Origin of the sequence: uncultured Fibrobacter sp., assembly GCF_947166265.1 — a bacterium.
Taxonomy (GTDB): domain Bacteria; phylum Fibrobacterota; class Fibrobacteria; order Fibrobacterales; family Fibrobacteraceae; genus Fibrobacter.
Window position 1 is genome coordinate 28,391 of sequence record NZ_CAMVDO010000023.1, and the last position, 17,797, is coordinate 46,187.

A 17,797-nucleotide genomic window follows, 5' to 3' on the forward strand; every position below is an offset into this window, starting at 1 on the left:
AATGAGTGTATATTGATGGCGCTGCGGGTGTCCGTAGCGGTTGTGCGGGGAATCCGCTTGAGGTTTTTATGAGTTCGGTTCTCAGGTTCGGAATTTTAGGAAGCGGATTTATCGCGACGAAAATGGTAGAGGCTGTCAAGGCGCTCGAAAGTCGCGGAATGGGAGTTGAGGCCTATGCGGTTGCCTCGCGTACGCTTTCGCGGGCGCAGAAGTTTGCCGCCGATTATGGAGTCAGGCATGCCTATGGCAGTTACGAGGAACTTGCGAACGATCCGCAGGTAGACCTGATTTATGTGGCGACGCCGCACTCCGAGCATTATAATAATATTCTGCTTTGCCTGGAACACAATAAGAACCTGTTGGTGGAAAAGGCGTTTACCGCAAATGCGCTAATGGCATCCGAAGTGATTGCCCTTGCCGAAGAAAAGGGCGTGTTCCTGTGCGAGGCGATGTGGACGCGTTTCTTGCCCGCGGTGCAGATGGTGAAGGACTGGATTTCCGCCGGGAAGATCGGCAAGGTCGAAAGTGTGGAGGCCGATTTCTCGATGCCGCTCACGCATATCGATCGCCTGCGCAAGCCTGAACTGGCCGGTGGCGCCCTCCTGGATTTGGGCATTTATAGCCTCACGTTTGCGGACATGTTCCTGAATGGCGACGCTGCGAACCCTATTGTCAAAACCGAGTCTAAGTGTGTCAAGTTCTCTACGGGTGTCGATGCCACGGACTGGATGGACCTGGTTTATGCGAGTGGACAGGTGGCGCATCTCAAGACCTCGATGGTGGCGCCGCTCAAGAACGAAGGTGTCATTTACGGCACTGAAGGTTTTATCCGGGTGCAGAACCTGAACGACATGGTGGAAATCCAGCTATTCGATGTTGCCGGAACTTTGGTGGAATCCGTCATTCCTCCTCGCATCGAAAATTGCTACGAGTACGAGGTGCTGGGCTGCAAGGCCGCCCTGGAGAAAGGCCTCAAGGAATGTCCCGAGATGCCACATTCGAAAACCATGCAGATGATGACGCAAATGGATAGCCTCCGTGCCGCGTGGGGTGTAAGTTACCCGTTCGAGCTCAGCCCCGGCGAAGTCTGGGACCGCAGCGGCGACAGGTCAATTCTCGAAGTTTATGATATTGAAACGGGCAAGTCGGAAGTGCTCGACGAATTCGACCGCGTGATAGAGGCGCCCAACTGGAGCGCCGACGGAAAGTTCCTTACTTTCAATAGCGAAGGCCGCATCTATAAATACGAGATTGCGTCGGGCGACGTGAGCGAAGTGCCGAGCTATTTCGTGGACAACTGCAACAATGACCATGTGCTTTCGCCGGATGGCGAAGGTCTCTACGTGAGTCACCACACCAAGGAAGACGGACTTTCGCGCATTTACAAGATTTTCTTTGACGGACGCATGCCGGAGCTCGTGACTCCGCTTGCCCCGAGCTACCTCCACGGTATCACTCCCGATGGCAAGGCACTCGCCTACTGTGCCGAACGGAATGGCGAATATGACATATACACCATTCCTGCGGTGGGTGGCAACGAAACGCAACTCACTACAGCTCTCGGCTTGAATGACGGTCCCGAATATGACTGCGACGGGGAATATATCTGGTTCAACTCGGTCCGCACCGGCCGTATGCAGGCGTGGCGCATGAAAGCCGACGGCTCCGAACAGACGCAGATGACGTTTGACGCACACTCAAACACCTGGTTCCCGCATATTTCGCCCGACCGCACGAAGGTCGTGATGCTAGCCTACCATGAACGTGACGTGCGCCCCGGCGAACATGTCCCGAACAAGAATGTGGAAATCCGCCTGATGACCGGCAGCGATAAGATCGGCTGGAGTGAGCCGCGTACGATTCTCAAGCTGTTCGGCGGCCAGGGAACGATCAACGTGAACTCGTGGGCCCCCGACAGCAAGCGCTTTGCGTACGTGAGATATTCCAGGTAGGGAATTTTACCTCCCCAGATATTCCTTGACGGCGTCTACAAAACGCTGGCCGAATTTTTCGATCTTCTTTTCGCCGAAACCGAATACGTTATGCAGGTCGCTTAACGACTGTGGCATTTGGGCGGCGAGATCTTTCAGAGTCTTGTCGGAGAGTACGACGTAGGCTGGCCAAGAATTTTCGTCGGCGATTTGCTTGCGGACTTTCCGCAGAATTTCGAATAGGGCACTTGTCTCGTCGCCGCCATCGGCCTGCCCGCTCCATGTTGCCGTTGTTCCGCGGCCTTTTGCGAATTTGCTGCGTCCGCTTCTTGCCCTGCTTTTCGGTTCGCTGTCCTGCCTTGCCTCGACACTTGCGGCGAGCGCGAGTTCCGCAGTTTTCTTGCCGAAAAGCACCTCGTTTCCGCTTTCGGTAATTTTGAGATGGTTGTTTTCGTTGTAGGCGATTTCGATGTAGCCCAGTTGCAGCATCTGGAGCAGGTAATCGTGCCAATGCTTGAGAGTCGTCTTTTCGCCCGCGCCAAAAGTCTTCAGTTTGTCGTATCCGTTCTTCACGATTTCTTCGCTGCGGGTCCCCTTGAGAATGTCCGCGGTCATCGTGAAACCGATGCGTTCGCCGGTGCGTTTGATGGCCGAAAGTGCCTTTTGCACGAGGATGGTTCCGTCGAAGCGCCGGGGCGGATGCTTGCAGATGTCGCAGTTTCCGCAGTTGCTGTTGCCGCTTTCGCTGTTTTCGCCGAAGTAGTTGAGCAGAATTCTGCGGCGGCAGATTTGCGATTCGGCGTATTCCTGCATACGGTCGAGTTTTTCGGAGTTGATATCTTTTTGGCCGCTTTCGTTCACGAAGCTGCGGAGGGTCACGATGTCCTGGAAGTTGTAGAACAGCACCGTTTCGGAAGGGAGCCCGTCGCGGCCCGCGCGCCCGATTTCCTGGTAGAAGTTCTCGATGCTTTTGGGCAGGTTGTAGTGAATCACGTAGCGGACGTTGCTTTTGTCGATTCCCATGCCGAATGCGACGGTCGCACACACGACATCGACGCGGTCATTGATAAAGTCCTCTTGCACGGCGTTGCGTTCATCGGCGCTCATTCCCGCGTGGTACGCCTTGGCCGAAATTCCAGCGTCCACAAGCTGTTCCGCGACTTTTTCGGTGTTCTTTCGCGAAAGGCAGTAGATGATCCCCGATTCGTTTTCGTGCTTCGAGATAATGGAGAGAATCGCCCTCAGCTTGTCCTGCCCCGTGTAGCCACGTCGTACGTCTAGACTTAAATTCGGGCGATCGAACGAACTGACGAAAAGCTTGAATTCGCGCAGGTTCAGTTGACGAACGATGTCTTCTTTCGTTAACTTGTCTGCGGTAGCCGTCAGCGCCATGAGGGTGGCGCCAGGGAACATCTGGTGGAGTCCGCCGAGCTGCGTATATTCGGGCCGAAAATCGTGCCCCCACTGCGAAATGCAATGTGCCTCGTCGATAGCGAACAGCGAAACGTTCAGGCTGTGCTGCATCCACGGAATTTCGCGTTGCAGGCGTTCCGGAGAAATGTAGAGGATCTTTGTTAAACCCGACTCACACCGCTTACGGATTGTCTCGTTTGCGGATTCGTCATTGTTACTGTTGAGCGCGTCCGCTCCGATTCCGTTTGCGTTGAGTGCATCCACCTGGTCTTTCATCAACGAAATCAGCGGCGAAATCACCACCGTGATTCCCTCGAAAATCAGCGCCGGAATCTGGTAGCAAATCGACTTGCCACCCCCTGTGGGCATCAGCACCAATGCATCGTGATGCGCCACGACATGCTCGATGATATCTTCCTGCATCGGGCGGAAAGAATCGTAGCCAAAGACGGCTTTCAGGATTTCGCGGGCAGCGGACATAAGGACGTTTGCGGTATTGGTTCGTAGCTTTTGCTGGATGCTAGTTTATTCGCAACTAAAGCCTTGCAGTTCAAGGCCCGCGCGCATCTCGCCGTAAGTCGAGGTGCGTTTCATATCCATCGCCTTCATGAATCGGCAGTCATTGTCGATATGCATGCGGAATCCGGTCATGGTGGGTTCCACCTCCCCCTTGCCGCTTGCACGTACGTGCTCAATCATCTGTTCGCGCCTGTCGCCCATTTCCGGCGGTACGAATACGTCTGTCACGATGTCGACATTTTCAATTTCGGTGGCGCCGAATACAAATGAGATGGTCACCAGGTTCTTTAGCCCGTGGAACTGGCCGGGTGTTTTGCAAACAAGGTTCTTCGGAGAATTTTTTGCTTTCTTGGCTTTGACGGGCTTGGCGGCGTTCTTATTGGGCGTGTAATGCAAAGCTGCGAGCAGTTCCTCTTCTTTGACTGCGCCGACCAATTTATTCACAATTCTGCCGTCCTTGATGAGGAAAAACGTGGGGAAAGCCTGAATCGGGAGCGATGCCTTGATATTGTCGATACCCGGTTCGTCAATGCCGACCGATGCAATCTTGATGTCGCTGTAGTTTTTCGCGATGCTGATGAGTGTCGGAATCATGATGAGGCAAGGCGGGCAACTGGTCGAAGAAATTTCCAGGATGACCGGTTTCTTGGATTGCAGAATTTCACTTTCGAAATTGCTATCGTTCACCTTGACGATTTTAATGTCTTCCAGCGCCGTTTTTGCGGCTCCGTTTGCAATCTGTGCCGCGCCTGCGTTGGATAAGGTTCCTGCAACTAAGGCCACCACGCAGGCAACTGCCGCGATATTCGTCATAAAAAATTTTTTCGGTTTCATGGGGAACAATGTAGAATTTTATTACTTTTCCATATATTCCCGAGAGGTTCCCTATGCCGAATACACTTCCCGATCCGATGACGGTTCACCCGATTGCGGGCTACGACAAAGAGATTTACGTGAAACCGACACTCAAGAATCCGCAGATTGTCGTGGGCGATTTCACCTACATTGCCGATAGCGATTTCGAGAGCCACGTGACTCACTTGTATCCGTGGAATGAAGACAAGTTAATTATCGGAAAGTTCTGCCAGATTGCCGCCGGCGTGGAATTCGTGATGAACGGTGCGAACCACCAGATGAATGCGGTTTCGACATTCCCGTTTTACACGCTTGCGGGCTGGAACATGGCGCCCCCTGCGAAAAAGGATTTGCCGCTCAAGGGCGATACGGTGATTGGGAACGATGTGTGGATCGGGCAGAATGCAGTCATTTTGCCGGGTGTGCATATTGGTGACGGCGCGATTGTCGGTGCGAATGCGGTCGTGGGGAGCGACGTGGAACCCTACACAATCGTGGCGGGGAATCCGGCGCAGTTTATCCGCAACCGTTTCGACGACGAACTCGTGCAAATTCTGCTCCAGTGGAAATGGTGGGACAAGCCCGTCGAAGAAATCAACGAGCTTATCCCGATTCTCACGAACAGCGATCTGGAATTTGTCAAGTCACGGGTGAAGGAACTTAGTGTGAGCAAGCCATAATCAGTAGGATTGCGAACACTATTGTGCCGAGGCAGCCGCTACACATGGCTTACCTGTTGCGGTTTCCGCGGCGGATGTAGTCGGCGTCCACGTTCTTTTTCCAAGCGCCTTCGTTGATGCGATTGTTTCGAATGTCGCTCACCAGGCAGCATTCCGCCATGTACATGGTTTTAATGCCTTCGCCGTCGTTTACGAAGTTTGCCGCGCGGTCTTCGAGAATGCCGAAGCTTTTCGCGGTTTCGATGGCATCGATGTTTGCACCGAGGAAAATGAATTCCCAGCCGTATTTCTGCTTCTGGCGTTCAATCATCTGCTTCACGCGTTCGGCGGAATACTTGCTGCTTGCGTTTTCGTAGCCGTCGGTGGTGATGACGAAGATGGTCTTTTCGGGGCGGTCTTCATCGCGGGCGTACTTGTGCACGTTTCCTATATGGTGAATGGCGCCGCCGATGGCGTCGAGGAGTGCGGTGCAGCCGCGGGCGTAGTATTCCTTGTCGGTGAGCGGGGCGATGCTTGCGAGCGGTACGCGGTCGTGGAGTACCTCACTGCAGTTGTCGAAGAGGATGGTGGAGACGTATGCCTCGCCCGTTTCCTGCTTCTGCTTTTCGATGGTGCTGTTGAATCCCCCGATGGTGTCCTTTTCGAGCCCGCTCATGGATCCGCTGCGGTCGAGGATGAATACGATTTCGGTGAGTCCCTGTTTCATGATTGCCTCCGTGCCGCTATTTGTGCGGCTTAGATGATGGTCGCTGGCTTGGTGCGTTCGCGCCTTTGCGTTCGCGATCGGTGAACGGAAACAATTATAGATGCCGAAAAGGCAAAAATGGTCGCTTGACAGGCGACATTTTAAAAGGGACTATTTTGGCGTTTTTAGCGGTTATGCGCCTAGGGATGGTTGCCCAAACTTGAAAAGCATGCTGTTGATTTCCCAAATGTCGTACTTTTCGCGTTCAATGAAAAATTTGACAATCAGATCACCTGTGTTGGAGGGTGAAAGCGCGAGTCCCGCGCGTGCGAGCAGGTCGGCCGTTTCGTCGAGATTCAGGTGCAGGGCGATGGCGAGTGCGAGCGCTGTCTTCTTGGTGGGCTTGTAATCCACGTTGCTACGGATCTTGGAAAAATGCTTGCGGTCAAGATTCGCCTTCTTGTAGACGTCGACATCGTCCAGGTTCTTTTCGTGAATCAAGTGGAAAAGCTTGTCGCAGAAAGTCTCGCCCGGTTTCGCAAGAATGTCGTCGAGGGATTCGGCGCATAGACATTTTGCATTGTCGTGCAGTTTGTCGATGCAATCTTCAATGTTGAGTTTAATGCAATCCCTTTCGCAGTTTGCATTGTTCCAATTGGTGTTCCTGAGAATATCTCGGCGCTGCCTCAAGTAATCGTGTACATCGTTGTATTTGTCTTGTACATAATTGTCGTCGATATAGGCGTGAATATCGCTGTACAGGTCTTCGGAAACTTCGAATGACTTGCGGTCAAAAACGACCAGCTGCACGTCCATCTCGTTTGTCTGCAAAAAGGCGCTGATAGCCTTTAACGCAATCTTCAGCGCGCTGTCCTTGGGGAACTTAAACACGCCGCTTGAAATCAGCGGGAATGCGATCGATTCGCAGTCGAGTTCCTTCGCCTTTTCGAGTGCGCCCGTGTAGCAGTTTTCAAGCGCAAGCATTTCGCCGGAAGCGCCACTGTTCCACTTGGGCCCGACGGTGTGGATGATGTATTTTGCCTTCAAAGCGAATGCGGGGGTCACCGCGACTTCGGCGACCTTCAATGCCCCGACTTTTTCACGTGCCGCAAGCAGTTCCGCGTGGCCAGCCGCCTGGTAAATATGGTACTCCGCGCCACCACCGCAAATGGGGTTCTTGTTTGCGGAATTCACGATGGCGTCGGCCTTGACTTTGGTGATGTCGTTGCGAACAATTTTTAAAGGCATAGTAACAGTCCGGTTTGACCTTAATATAGTTAAAAACCCAAATTTAGGTGCTAAAATAAAAAGGTCACTGAGTGGTACACTGAGCTTGTCGAAGTGACTGAGAAATAGATGTGGGTAACGAAAGGTCACTGAGCCTGCCGAAGTGACCGAAAAAAATTGGCCAGAATTGTGGAATTTATATATATTTGAATTGTACTTTTAACGGAGACTGGATGTTATCTAGTAAATCTTGGTTCATTGTTTAAGGCCTTGGGAGACTTTCCTTAGGCTGTCTTCCAAGGTAATTTTTGCCGAAACAGTAAAAATTAATAGGCAACTAGATTGCCGGGAGATAAACAATGAAAAATTACACTATCCGCACGGAACAACCGCGCGACTTTAAGACCGTCGAAAACCTTACCCGCGAAGCCTTCTGGAACGTGTACCGTCCCGGATGCACCGAGCATTACGTGCTGCACTGCTACAGGAGCGAGCCCGACTTTGTGCCGGAACTCTCGCTCGTGCTGGAAGTGGACGGCGAAATCATCGGGCACGTGATGTACGCGTGGTCGCATATTGACGCCGACGACGGACGCAAAATCCGCATGATGACCTTCGGGCCCATCAGCATTCGTCCCGATTACAAGCGCAAAGGCTACGGAAAAATCCTGCTTGACCATTCCATGCGAATTGCCGCCGAGATGGGCGCGGGCTGCCTCCTGATTTGCGGGAACATCGCGTTCTACGGCAAGAGCGGCTTTGTAGTCGCGAGCACCAGGGGAATCCGCTACGCTGACGACCCCGAAAGCGACGCGCCTTACTTCCTCTGCAAGGAACTGCAAGAAGGGTTCCTCGACGGAATCACCGGCAGCTACCACGATCCTGAACCGTACTTTGTCGCCATGCGCAATCCCGAAGCATTCGAGAAGTACGATAAGGAGTTTCCGCAGAAGGAAAAGCTCGTGTTGCCTGGGCAGCTCTAACCCTGTCACCCTCGCGAAAGCGGAGAGCTCTTAAATGAAGGGCGTCGGAGTAATCTGGCGCCTGTTTTCTAAAGTAGTCAAATTCAACCACTTTAAGTCACTTTTTCAAAGAATATGTCCTATTTCTATTCGCTCCATTGGAAACAATTTTGCCTTCTTCTACAAGATCAGCGAGATAAATCTTTGTGCGAGAAATCTTCAAGCCGATGTAAGCAGAGATTTCTTGAGAGCGGGCTTCTTCGTGTTCAGCAAGGAATTCAACAATCATTTTCTTGAACTTTGTCGATTTTTTATCGCCACTTTTATCGCCGTTTTCGGCGTTTATCGCCACTTTTTCGCCATATTTATCGCCATTTTCGGGATTTATCGCCGTTTTATCGCCACTTTTTAAGTTTATCGCCACTTTTTCGTCGTTATTGTGGCGATAAAAGTTCACCCGGAACATATCCCCGATTTCGGTGAATTCGGGGAGTGCCACGCCGTATTCCTGGCACATCGTATTAATCCGCTGAAAACCGGAGCCCCACCCTTCGAGAACATGAACCTTTTCCAGCGTGCGAGCAAGAGTCTTGTTACGGATAGACGAGCGGCCACTTAGTGCCTCTTCCAAAGTCAGCGTTCCGTAAAGAGTTCCCGGCGAAGAAATCTCCACGCGGTCATCATATACAGCCACTTGCACGCTGGAATTCATTTGATAATTCCTATGAATTGCGGCATTGATAATCAGTTCTCGGATAGCCTTTGGCGGAAGTTCATACTTTTCATCATGAACGACTCCGTTTATTTCGATAGCCATATTCAGGTGGTTGAGAACGAATTTATAAGCGTCGTCAATCTGCTTGCAGAGCGGACCTTCGTAGTCCTTCTTATCCAAAAAGTCGGCCCGCATTGTTCCGCGGAACCGTGCACACTGAATTCGCGAAGTATATTCATGCTTGCCCAAGAGAATAGCCAACGCATTCGTCGCCTTGTCATGCGAACGACCTGCAAGCAAGTGCAAGTTTTCCAAATCAGCCTTTGTGATTTTTCGTTTGGAACGTTTTGAAAAATCCTTGCAAAGAAATTCTATATCATCATCGGTCACCTTGAGCGATCGGTACGGAAGTTCATCGTAAGAGATGTTTTTTCCGCGATTTTCAAGTTCACTAAGGGCAGCCAAATCGGCGTTGCGAGTGGTTGCTCCAAGGCGGATATACGTTCCGTTTTCTTTCCCCTGCGACTTTATATAATACGGGGTCGCCATTCCTGGGAACACCTGAATAATCAAAAGCTGCGCACCCTCAACAATTTCTGCCGTTATGTCGAACATTATTTGCGGTTCGCACATCTGCGAAATCTTGTCGGCAATACCGTCCTTGAGTTCGAACAGGTCGGCTTTTTTAGGGATGCCGATAAACTCCCGTCGATTATTCACGCCGATGACGAATTTACCGCCGGCACCGTTTGCAAAGGCGACGATAGACTTAATCCACTTTACGGAATCTTCGGGCAATTCCACCTTGTATTCCAAGGTGCGACTTTCGCCATTCAGAATTTCTTGCTGTAAAGACATCCGCTTTTCCTCTTGTCCTTAAAGTTAATCCGTCATCCCATTAAATATACATTCTTGCCAAGACATAATTTGACATTTTAGAATTTTTATCCGTCAAGTTTTTTTCACTATTTTTTCTAACATTCAGTCCCGCAACAGACTCGGCCATCATCGATTTCTACATCCATTTATTTCGAATATCAGAGAACTCATTATTATCATTAGACTCGTTCTCCCATCTTAAAACTTCCTTTTCAGCAGAACAGTCAGCATCCTTTTTCATAATATATGCTAAACGCATAGATCTTTGACGAATGATTAATTTTTCGTCAAAAGATAGTGCAGAATTTTCATTTCCATAATCAGTAATTATTGCTAAATGTTCCAAAATTTTCATTAATAATATTTTAAATTCTTTTGCCATTGCGTTATTTTGTTCAATAAACTTAATTAGAAAATCGATGTTATGATAAATCAAGACGTCATCATCATAAAGAATTGAAAATAACAAAGCCTTAAAAAGAAATTTTACTTCATCTCCACTTTGAAGGGTACAAAATATTTCATCAAGACAATATAAAGCGTCTATTCGTTTGTTTGAGTCCTTGTTGGCAATATTTATTTCCAATTCTGTTCGCATTTTATTTCTATTTTGAGAATCACTTATTATTAGTCGTACATAGAAACAAGATAAACCAGACTGTTCTATAATTTTTAATAAATCGTTCAATTTTGTAGATGCATAGTAGTTTTTATTCACTTTTTTTAGTAATAGTCCTATAGTTCTTTGCATCAGACAATAACAAGGAATAAACTCTTCTCGCATTTCCTTATTATTCAAAACATCATTGTTACTATTCCCAAAAGTTACAATTTTATCAACAAGGGGTTCCTGATCCACCTCATCTAAATAATTGTTGTCAATCAAATAGTTGATAATCATGAAAAAATTATTCATTTCAGAAACATATTGTGTCGAAATTCCCTCTTGAGTTATAAACAACTTGCACTGAAAAGATTTTACATAATCCCTTAAAACATTTAAAGGATTATAATTAGGAGGGTATGGAAGGTTTACAAAGCATGTTTTTGAGTAATAAGGCATAAATGGCAAACCATCATCACCTATTTTATCCCAAAGAAGGTTCGCAAACCTCTGTTGTTCACCGTTATCTAGGAAATTCAATTCATAAAGCCTTGCTAGTGTTATAAAGCCCCATTTTCTTATGGTTATACAAGATGAGGACATTGCCTTATAATAAGGGGTCAGAAGTTTTTTGTCAAAGTTAAATGATTCACTAAACACATTTCTAGAAGCTCTTAAATATTCAAAAGGAGACAACAATATTCCCTCTTCTAAAGGCGATATATTCTTGGGAATAGGAAGTTTTAGCATATCCGAAAAAAATAATTCTATTTCGGTAACCAATAATGACTTGGCAAATCGCTTTATCAGGGTCTCAATACCCAAATACCTATCTCGTGATTGAGATAAAAGAATTGAATTGAGCAATTTGAGAATTTTGAATTTTATTTCCGTATTACATTTTGGCACCAGCCGCGAAATAATTTCTGGAATTATTTTGGCCAAAACCTGTGCGAAATTATTTTCATCGGTTTCTTCAAGTGAAATTTCTTTTTCATTCTCACTCAAAGTAGAAATCAAACTTTCGCAAAATTGATTTACAGAATCTGTTGAAAGATTGTTTATTGCTTTTCTTGTAAACAACGTATCTGCAGCTTTTTGATCGGCAATCCGACAACATACCGATATAGCCCACATTAAATTGTAATCAGAAATTCTAGCAATTGAAGATTTGGCTTCGGTTTCAGAGAAGTTATATATTACACGTTTATTATGAATACAAAATGGAATTCCTACATTTTCGCAATATAATAAAAAAGCAAAAGCATTTTCTTGTTCGCGAAAAGAACGTCCTAAATGACGAGTAATTGTTGTTTCACCAACATCATATTTATTGTGAATATAAATTTCTTTTTCATGTTTATACTCCGGTGACAACAAGACCTTAAAATGATTGTATTCATGAATGGGATCGCATAAGTATTTTTTTAATGTGGAAAGGCGGTCTAAATAATCTTTTTTCTGAGTTCTAGAATCATTGACATTACAACAGGCAAACAAGAGGCTTTGATATAAGTCCAAAATATATGATTCCTGAGATAATAGGGAACAATTTGTAGATGATTCTGTCGATTTTTCTTGTTCCCTTATAGAAAGCAAAGATTCTTTAACTATTTCTATTGCTTTTTGCAAATTCCCTATTTCCGCTAGAATACCAGCTTTTTTTGCATTTTCAAATGGAGTGCTACTCGGGAAAAGCCATTGTTGCACTATTTGTTTTAATTTGGGATAATCTAAATAGAATAAAGCGAATAAAGCATTTTCGTAATCCAAATCGCCTTTTAACTTTGATGGAATATTGCTTAGTGAGGATAACTTTAAATACAAATTATTCCATTCACTAGTTTTTCCATTTTGTCTGTAACATTTAAGCAAACAAACGCCTATTACTATTTTATCTTCGCAATCATAGCTATTTCCTAGAATTTTTTCGGCAAAAGATGCCGTTTGCATATCCATTGGGTGTAAACATCTGTCCAACCGCCAACACAATTCAAAAATAAATTTAAATTGGACATTCTTGTCGATGAAATCATCTTTAGCACTTAACGCAAAAATCCAATTTTGAGTCTTTAACCAAAAAGAATCCCTTTTTTCCTCAGGAAGAATAACCCAACCAGGATATGTTTTTCTTTCATTTTCCCATATCGAAATAGTATCAATAATGCTTTTTTCTATAGCATTTGTTTCGGGGTAAAAAGCATTTGCTTTATTATATGGCCATAAAAGAATGTTGTTTTTTCGGGATTTTTCCGAGAGGTATGATATAAAAATATTTAATGCGTCATAATGATTATCAGCCAAATTCACTAGAACAATATTTCTTTTGTTAAGTAGTTTTTTTTGTGAACTAGATAAATTGAATGACCCAATCAAATATATTTTAGAAGAGCCTTTTTCGAGGTTGTCTCTTAACCATCCAAGCCATTGCAAAAAATTCGGATCATCGCCCGAAAAACCGATTAAACACAATGTATTTTCTAGCAGTGATTGTTGCACTGTGTTGACAAGAGGAGCGTTTTTTTGGGGGTAAATTCTGTAATCTTCTTCTGTGATGGTAAATGGTCGAAAAGAAACAAAACTTCCATGTAATTTTATTATTCTTGGTTTTGTGGCGTAAACTAAATCATCTTTTGAATAAACAGTAGTATATTTACGATCAAAGACATTCTTGGCAGCACGTTCTAACAAAGTATCATAATTGGTTGTAAAAACATCAACCCAAGGTAATCCCAATAATTTTTTATGCAAATCTGAGGGCTCATATTCCACATCAGGAATATTCTTTTGCAACATATCATCTAATGTTGGTCGTCCAAAAGCAGCATCAACTTCTTCTGCTAATTTTAAAACATTTAAATAATTTTTTTGGGGTGTTTGGGCGTTTTTCCCATAAAGTTTTTCGTAAAATAAATCCCCTAATTCATTCCAATCAGGAAATTTTTTACAATGATTTCCACTAGAAATTGCATTTTTGCTAAACCCGGCTCCTACCATTATCGCCGCGTGATTTGTAAAAAGACGATTGGCAATTTCATCTAAAAATATTTTGTTATCTGCGGAAATCATCTTCAATCCTCCTCAAAGGCGTCTTTTAGGATGCTTTGCATGAGTTGTTTGGTGGTGGTTTCGCGGGTGGCGATTTGGGTTTCAAGTTGGGTGATGGTTTGTATGTGTTGCTCTACTCGGGCGACGATTTCTTTTTGTTCTGCTAGTGGAGGGAGTGGTATTTTTAGAGTTTCGAGGATTCCCAAATTAATGTTCTTTTGAGCTGTTGCCGGAGCGTATTTTTCCAGAATAACTTTAATAGAATCGATATAATATCTTACGAAATTTGAGAAATCTCCATCAATATAAGGCGTAAAGCCAACAACGCTATCAGGGAAGCATGCGTCGTATGTTAAAAATCCCGTTTCAGCAATATTTGCAGCAATGGTTATGCACAAGGTTCCTGCTTTCCACATTTTACTTTGAGCCAAGCCAAAATCATTATAAAATTTAGATGCCGGTTGTATTTCGTAACCATAATATTTTGATTGCGACACATCCCCTGTTTGAACAAATGGGTATTTACCATTGGAAAATAGACGAATATCATTTCTTGGACGATGTTTCGATTTACCTCTTTCTAAATCGCCTAACTCAGACAAATTGACAAAAAGCCAACTTTGAGGAATGTCTAATACAAAATCACCATCTATTTTTTCCTGAATATTATTTGACGATCTAATATTTGATTTAGATAATTTCTTTTCGGACTGAATTTTATCAAATAACGCTTGAGCATCGTAGTCGGGGTTGCCTTTTTGGACGGGGTGTTGTTTACGCCAGTCTGCGGTGAGTTTTCCTTCTATGGCTTCTTGGAGGATGTTCTGGCGGAGTTGTTTTGCGTAGGATTTTTGTTTTTCAATTTCAGATGACAGCAGTTCCGTCATTTCTAACTGAGATGAAATTTCTTTGACAATCTTTTTCTGAGTCTCTAAATTAGGGATTGATATTTCAAGAGGTAGTAAATCTCTTTCATGAATAGATTTTTGCGCCGATCCTGTCGGAGTTAGTGTAGAAACTAGATTGGCAAAAATGGGAGACCGAAGAAGATTTTTCAAATATTGCGTGTCAATCACGGTATCATCAACAGAAAACATTGGCATATTTTCTGTCGCGATACAACTATCAACTTCTTCAGGGGCAAGCCCTATTGAACCTTCATGCAAACCTTGACGAGTGAAAATAACTGTATTTGGATATTTTTTCAAATCAATCAAGAATTGCCGTTTTCGACCGATTTCTTTCCCAATTTTTGTACAGCGATATTTAACACCATCTTTTGATGAAATGGTTACTTGACGGTATTGTTGCGCATCATCTACATAAATAGTAATTCGATACTGTTTAAGAAACTCGCCAATTTTTACTTTCTTCCATTCGCTCATATTAACCTACACTCACATCAAATGCCAAAGTTTGTTCATTAAATTCCGATTTTAAATTAATCTTTAAATCGGGCATCTTATATAATTCTTCGCATATTTTATTATGGAATGAAACTAGCCATAGATACTTTTTCAGAATTTTTAATCTTATTGCTTCTTCAGCTTCATTATTTAATGACTGACTAAATTCACTCACCTTCTCCTCTACAAAATTTTTGTGTTTTTTCAAAACCACGAAAATTTCTTTAAGACATTCGGGATTGTATATCGGTTTGCGTTGGCGACCATCTCTAACATTTTTTTCGAATTCTTCAAAACTTTCTATGCTTTCAGGTTGCAAAGTGTTTTTGGGAAACCATATCCACGGGTTTAACGCGACGATATAATTCAAAAAACTCTTGTTATCGGCATTTTTTATGAGTAAATCTCGGCAAGATGCATCAATAATATATTTCTGAAGATCATTTTGTATCTCTGAATTCAAGTCATTTAAAATACAATCCGCAACAATTATCCTTGGATAAACAGTGGTGCTTTCAAGTTCCACAGCATCAATCAATGCTTTCCCGCCCACAAAATCATTTGTCAAGTATAAAGGCCCTTTGGTTATTCCTCCACGAACAATCAAATGATAGCCCTCAAAAAAAATACGTTGTATGGTTGCAATCAAGCGCAAAAAAGAAACTAAAAAAATTGCAGAAATTGAACTTGTTGTTTTTTTATAACAAATAAGAATATTGTCTGAAAAAATCTTGTATTCAATATCAGTTTTTTTATCAATTGATTCGTTGGACGGAGCATTAATAATTGATACAATCTGTTTCATCAAATCAACGGAAGATTCAATTGATTCAATCAATTTTGCAGAAATATCCTCCGATTTCTTGAAGGCTTCCTTATACCCCAAAACATCAAAGTAGGCTACATAATATTCAGAGAATTCCATCCAACCCTCTATTCCTTACTTCAAGCTCTTTTTCAAATCGGCAATAAGTTCTTCACTTGCCTTGAAGGATTCGTGGAGTCTCTGTATGAGTTCGGCGGTGGAATATCCAATTTCTTCTTCAGGAATAGTTGGGTTCTTGATGTCAAGATTGAAGCCCCTCTCTTCAATTTCCTTTATCGAGACTTTCCAGGCAACATCGGATTTCTTGCGCTTATTCCACCACTTTTTGAAGGACTCAAATTCCGCTTTCCGGATAGGCTTGGTCTTGGAATACGCCTTCATTCCTGCAGGTACCTTGTGCTCGTAATACCAAACATCCTTGGTCTTTTCACCCTTAGTAAAGAAGAGTATGTTTGTCGCTATACTAGGCACATAAGGTGTAAATACAGAAGTTGGAAGTCTCACAATAGTGTGCACATTGCATTGCGTCAAGAGTTCCTTGCGGATTCGCTCCTTCAAGCCGCCACCTGTAAGCGAGCCATCAGGCAACACAACTGCTGCGCGACCACCGTCCTTAAGATAACGCATAATCAAGAGCAAGAATAGGTCTGCACTTTCCTTGGTACGGAAAGCGACGGGATAGTTCGTCTCTACGCCATCGCTCACAGAAGCACCGAAAGGGGGATTCGCCAAGATGACATCCACTTGGTCTTTGCGACCGATGCTCGTATATTCGCGGTTCAAGCTGTCGGTGTAAAGGATATTCGGCACTTCGATGTCGTGCAAAATCAGGTTCGTTACGCAGAGCATGAACGGGAGTGGCTTGAATTCTTGCCCGCGAATGGTCGCGTTGAGTGTTTTCAAGTCTTCTACGGAATGAACATCTTGCTTGCGGATGTTCTCGATAGCACAGGTCAGGAATCCGCCTGTACCGCAAGCGGGGTCAAGCACGCGTTCGCCAAGTCGCGGGTTCACGATTTCCGTCATGATTTCGGTGATGGCACGCGGGGTGTAGAATTCACCATAGTTGCCCGCACTCTGCAGGTCTCGCAACAAAGTTTCGTAGATGTCGCCAAACAGATGGCGGTCTTCGGATACGTTGAAGTCAATCTCGTTCAGCTTGTTCACCACCTGACGGATGATGGTGCCGTTTTTCATGTAGTTGTTGATGCCGTCGAAAATGTCGCGAATAAGAATAGCGCGCTTGTTGCCGGTAGAAACGTCTATCTTTTTCAGGCCAGGAATCAACTTGTTGTCAACGAATTCCTGCAAGGCGTCGCCCGTCATGCCTTCGCTATCGGCAGCCCAGTTGCGCCACTGCAGTTTTTCAGGGATTACCGACTTGTAGTCATCATCCAGAAGTTCCATTTCGGAATCCTTGTCGTCGATAATCTTGAGCGTAATCATCCAGCCCAGCTGTTCAATGCGCTGTGCATCGCCAGAAACACCCTGGTCTTTTCTCATGATGTTTTGCAGGGTCTTGATAATTCCACCGATGTCGGCCATTAGGCTACTCCTCTATAAATTTCATCTTCCAGTTCGCGCACCGCCTTCAAGTAATCTTGCTTGGTACCGAACAATTCAACAATTTCTTTCGGGGTTCCAAATTTAGTAATGGGATTCACTTTTAAGACCGAGGCATCCTCAATATTTCCGATTCCTTCTTCGGCATACTTGTCCAGAAGGGCTTCCAGAACAGCTCGTGCCTTGTCGCCATACTTGGCAAAGTAATTGCGCTTGCGAACGTTTTCGACGCGTTCCTTGCGGGTGAGCGCCGGAGCATCGTAAGCGATATGGCAAATCAGGTCGAAAATATCCAAGTCACGTTTGATTTCTTCTTGCAGGTTTTCGGCAATGATTCCCTGTTTTTCAAGTTCCTCGATAATCGCCTTTTTCTTTTCAGCACTATTCCATTCTTGCAAAAATGTTTGCAGGTCGCGATAACGGCCTAATATGCCTTGACGGGTAAATTCGCGGAGCGTAGTCGTAATGAGTTTGCCCGAGGGGT

13 protein-coding genes and 1 pseudogene are annotated in these 17,797 nt (G+C 45.0%); 4 read left to right on the forward strand and 10 right to left on the reverse strand.

The genetic code is table 11. The annotated features are described in order from the left end of the window. Positions 1 to 68 precede the first annotated feature (68 nt). Both Q0W37_RS15435 and Q0W37_RS15440 read left to right on the forward strand, forming a co-directional pair. Positions 69 to 428, forward strand: a pseudogene (locus Q0W37_RS15435) (Gfo/Idh/MocA family protein); the annotation flags it as partial. A gap of 597 nt (positions 429 to 1,025) precedes the next feature. Beyond that, the gene (locus Q0W37_RS15440; RefSeq protein ID WP_367186273.1) at positions 1,026 to 1,952 is read left to right on the forward strand and encodes a transporter; all 927 of its coding nucleotides are present in this window, start codon (positions 1,026 to 1,028) and stop codon (positions 1,950 to 1,952) included. 6 nt (positions 1,953 to 1,958) lie between these two features. On the opposite strand, the gene recQ is transcribed toward Q0W37_RS15440, so the two are convergent. Next, a complete protein-coding gene (gene recQ, locus Q0W37_RS11190) occupies positions 1,959 to 3,824 on the reverse strand; it encodes a DNA helicase RecQ (RefSeq protein WP_297701624.1) in 1,866 nt (621 codons plus the stop codon). A 45-nt stretch (positions 3,825 to 3,869) separates the two neighbouring features. Beyond that, complete coding sequence (locus Q0W37_RS11195; RefSeq protein WP_297701626.1) at positions 3,870 to 4,676, reverse strand: co-chaperone YbbN; 807 nt, start codon at positions 4,674 to 4,676, stop codon at positions 3,870 to 3,872. Positions 4,677 to 4,774: 98 nt separating this feature from the next. Here Q0W37_RS11195 and Q0W37_RS11200 point away from each other — a divergent pair, with 98 nt between their 5' ends. Further along, positions 4,775 to 5,398, forward strand: coding sequence for a CatB-related O-acetyltransferase (locus Q0W37_RS11200; protein ID WP_367186274.1), 624 nt, complete (start codon positions 4,775 to 4,777; stop codon positions 5,396 to 5,398). Between the two features lie 49 nt (positions 5,399 to 5,447). Here Q0W37_RS11200 and Q0W37_RS11205 read toward each other — a convergent pair whose 3' ends face one another. After that, a complete protein-coding gene (locus Q0W37_RS11205) occupies positions 5,448 to 6,104 on the reverse strand; it encodes a hypothetical protein (protein WP_297701630.1) in 657 nt (218 codons plus the stop codon). Between the two features lie 171 nt (positions 6,105 to 6,275). Then, entirely contained in the window at positions 6,276 to 7,331 is a 1,056-nt protein-coding gene (locus tag Q0W37_RS11210; RefSeq protein ID WP_297701632.1) for a macro domain-containing protein, read from the reverse strand. A 338-nt stretch (positions 7,332 to 7,669) separates the two neighbouring features. On the opposite strand from Q0W37_RS11210, the gene Q0W37_RS11215 reads away from it, so the two are divergent. Further along, entirely contained in the window at positions 7,670 to 8,293 is a 624-nt protein-coding gene (locus Q0W37_RS11215) for a GNAT family N-acetyltransferase (protein WP_297701634.1), read from the forward strand. Between the two features lie 97 nt (positions 8,294 to 8,390). Here Q0W37_RS11215 and Q0W37_RS11220 read toward each other — a convergent pair whose 3' ends face one another. The 6 genes from Q0W37_RS11220 to Q0W37_RS11245 form a co-directional block, all read right to left on the reverse strand. Then, the gene (locus tag Q0W37_RS11220) at positions 8,391 to 9,845 is read right to left on the reverse strand and encodes an ATP-binding protein (RefSeq protein ID WP_297701636.1); all 1,455 of its coding nucleotides are present in this window, start codon (positions 9,843 to 9,845) and stop codon (positions 8,391 to 8,393) included. A gap of 157 nt (positions 9,846 to 10,002) precedes the next feature. Then, the gene (locus Q0W37_RS11225; RefSeq protein ID WP_297701638.1) at positions 10,003 to 13,539 is read right to left on the reverse strand and encodes an SIR2 family protein; all 3,537 of its coding nucleotides are present in this window, start codon (positions 13,537 to 13,539) and stop codon (positions 10,003 to 10,005) included. 2 nt (positions 13,540 to 13,541) lie between these two features. Then, entirely contained in the window at positions 13,542 to 14,903 is a 1,362-nt protein-coding gene (locus Q0W37_RS11230; protein WP_297701640.1) for a restriction endonuclease subunit S, read from the reverse strand. 1 nt (position 14,904) lies between these two features. Beyond that, positions 14,905 to 15,849: a hypothetical protein gene (locus tag Q0W37_RS11235; protein ID WP_297701642.1), complete on the reverse strand. Its 945-nt coding sequence runs from the start codon at positions 15,847 to 15,849 to the stop codon at positions 14,905 to 14,907. A gap of 15 nt (positions 15,850 to 15,864) precedes the next feature. Continuing rightward, positions 15,865 to 17,295: an N-6 DNA methylase gene (locus Q0W37_RS11240; protein WP_297701643.1), complete on the reverse strand. Its 1,431-nt coding sequence runs from the start codon at positions 17,293 to 17,295 to the stop codon at positions 15,865 to 15,867. Continuing rightward, a partial coding sequence (locus tag Q0W37_RS11245; RefSeq protein WP_297701645.1) for a type I restriction-modification enzyme R subunit C-terminal domain-containing protein occupies positions 17,295 to 17,797 on the reverse strand: 503 nt, incomplete at its 5' end. The genes Q0W37_RS11240 and Q0W37_RS11245, both read right to left, overlap by 1 nt.

Bases quoted from the DNA above. Each gene is read 5' to 3' on its own strand.
- Q0W37_RS11215 (WP_297701634.1), top strand. From the start codon at position 7,670: ATGAAAAATTACACTATCCGCACGGAACAACCGCGCGACTTTAAGACC.
- Q0W37_RS11210 (WP_297701632.1), bottom strand. From the start codon at position 7,331: ATGCCTTTAAAAATTGTTCGCAACGACATCACCAAAGTCAAGGCCGAC.
- Q0W37_RS11200 (WP_367186274.1), top strand. From the start codon at position 4,775: ATGACGGTTCACCCGATTGCGGGCTACGACAAAGAGATTTACGTGAAA.
- Q0W37_RS11220 (WP_297701636.1), bottom strand. From the start codon at position 9,845: ATGTCTTTACAGCAAGAAATTCTGAATGGCGAAAGTCGCACCTTGGAA.
- Q0W37_RS11205 (WP_297701630.1), bottom strand. From the start codon at position 6,104: ATGAAACAGGGACTCACCGAAATCGTATTCATCCTCGACCGCAGCGGA.
- Q0W37_RS11195 (WP_297701626.1), bottom strand. From the start codon at position 4,676: ATGACGAATATCGCGGCAGTTGCCTGCGTGGTGGCCTTAGTTGCAGGA.
- Q0W37_RS15440 (WP_367186273.1), top strand. From the start codon at position 1,026: ATGGATAGCCTCCGTGCCGCGTGGGGTGTAAGTTACCCGTTCGAGCTC.
- Q0W37_RS11225 (WP_297701638.1), bottom strand. From the start codon at position 13,539: ATGATTTCCGCAGATAACAAAATATTTTTAGATGAAATTGCCAATCGT.
- Q0W37_RS11230 (WP_297701640.1), bottom strand. From the start codon at position 14,903: ATGAGCGAATGGAAGAAAGTAAAAATTGGCGAGTTTCTTAAACAGTAT.
- Q0W37_RS11235 (WP_297701642.1), bottom strand. From the start codon at position 15,849: ATGGAATTCTCTGAATATTATGTAGCCTACTTTGATGTTTTGGGGTAT.
- recQ (WP_297701624.1), bottom strand. From the start codon at position 3,824: ATGTCCGCTGCCCGCGAAATCCTGAAAGCCGTCTTTGGCTACGATTCT.
- Q0W37_RS11240 (WP_297701643.1), bottom strand. From the start codon at position 17,295: ATGGCCGACATCGGTGGAATTATCAAGACCCTGCAAAACATCATGAGA.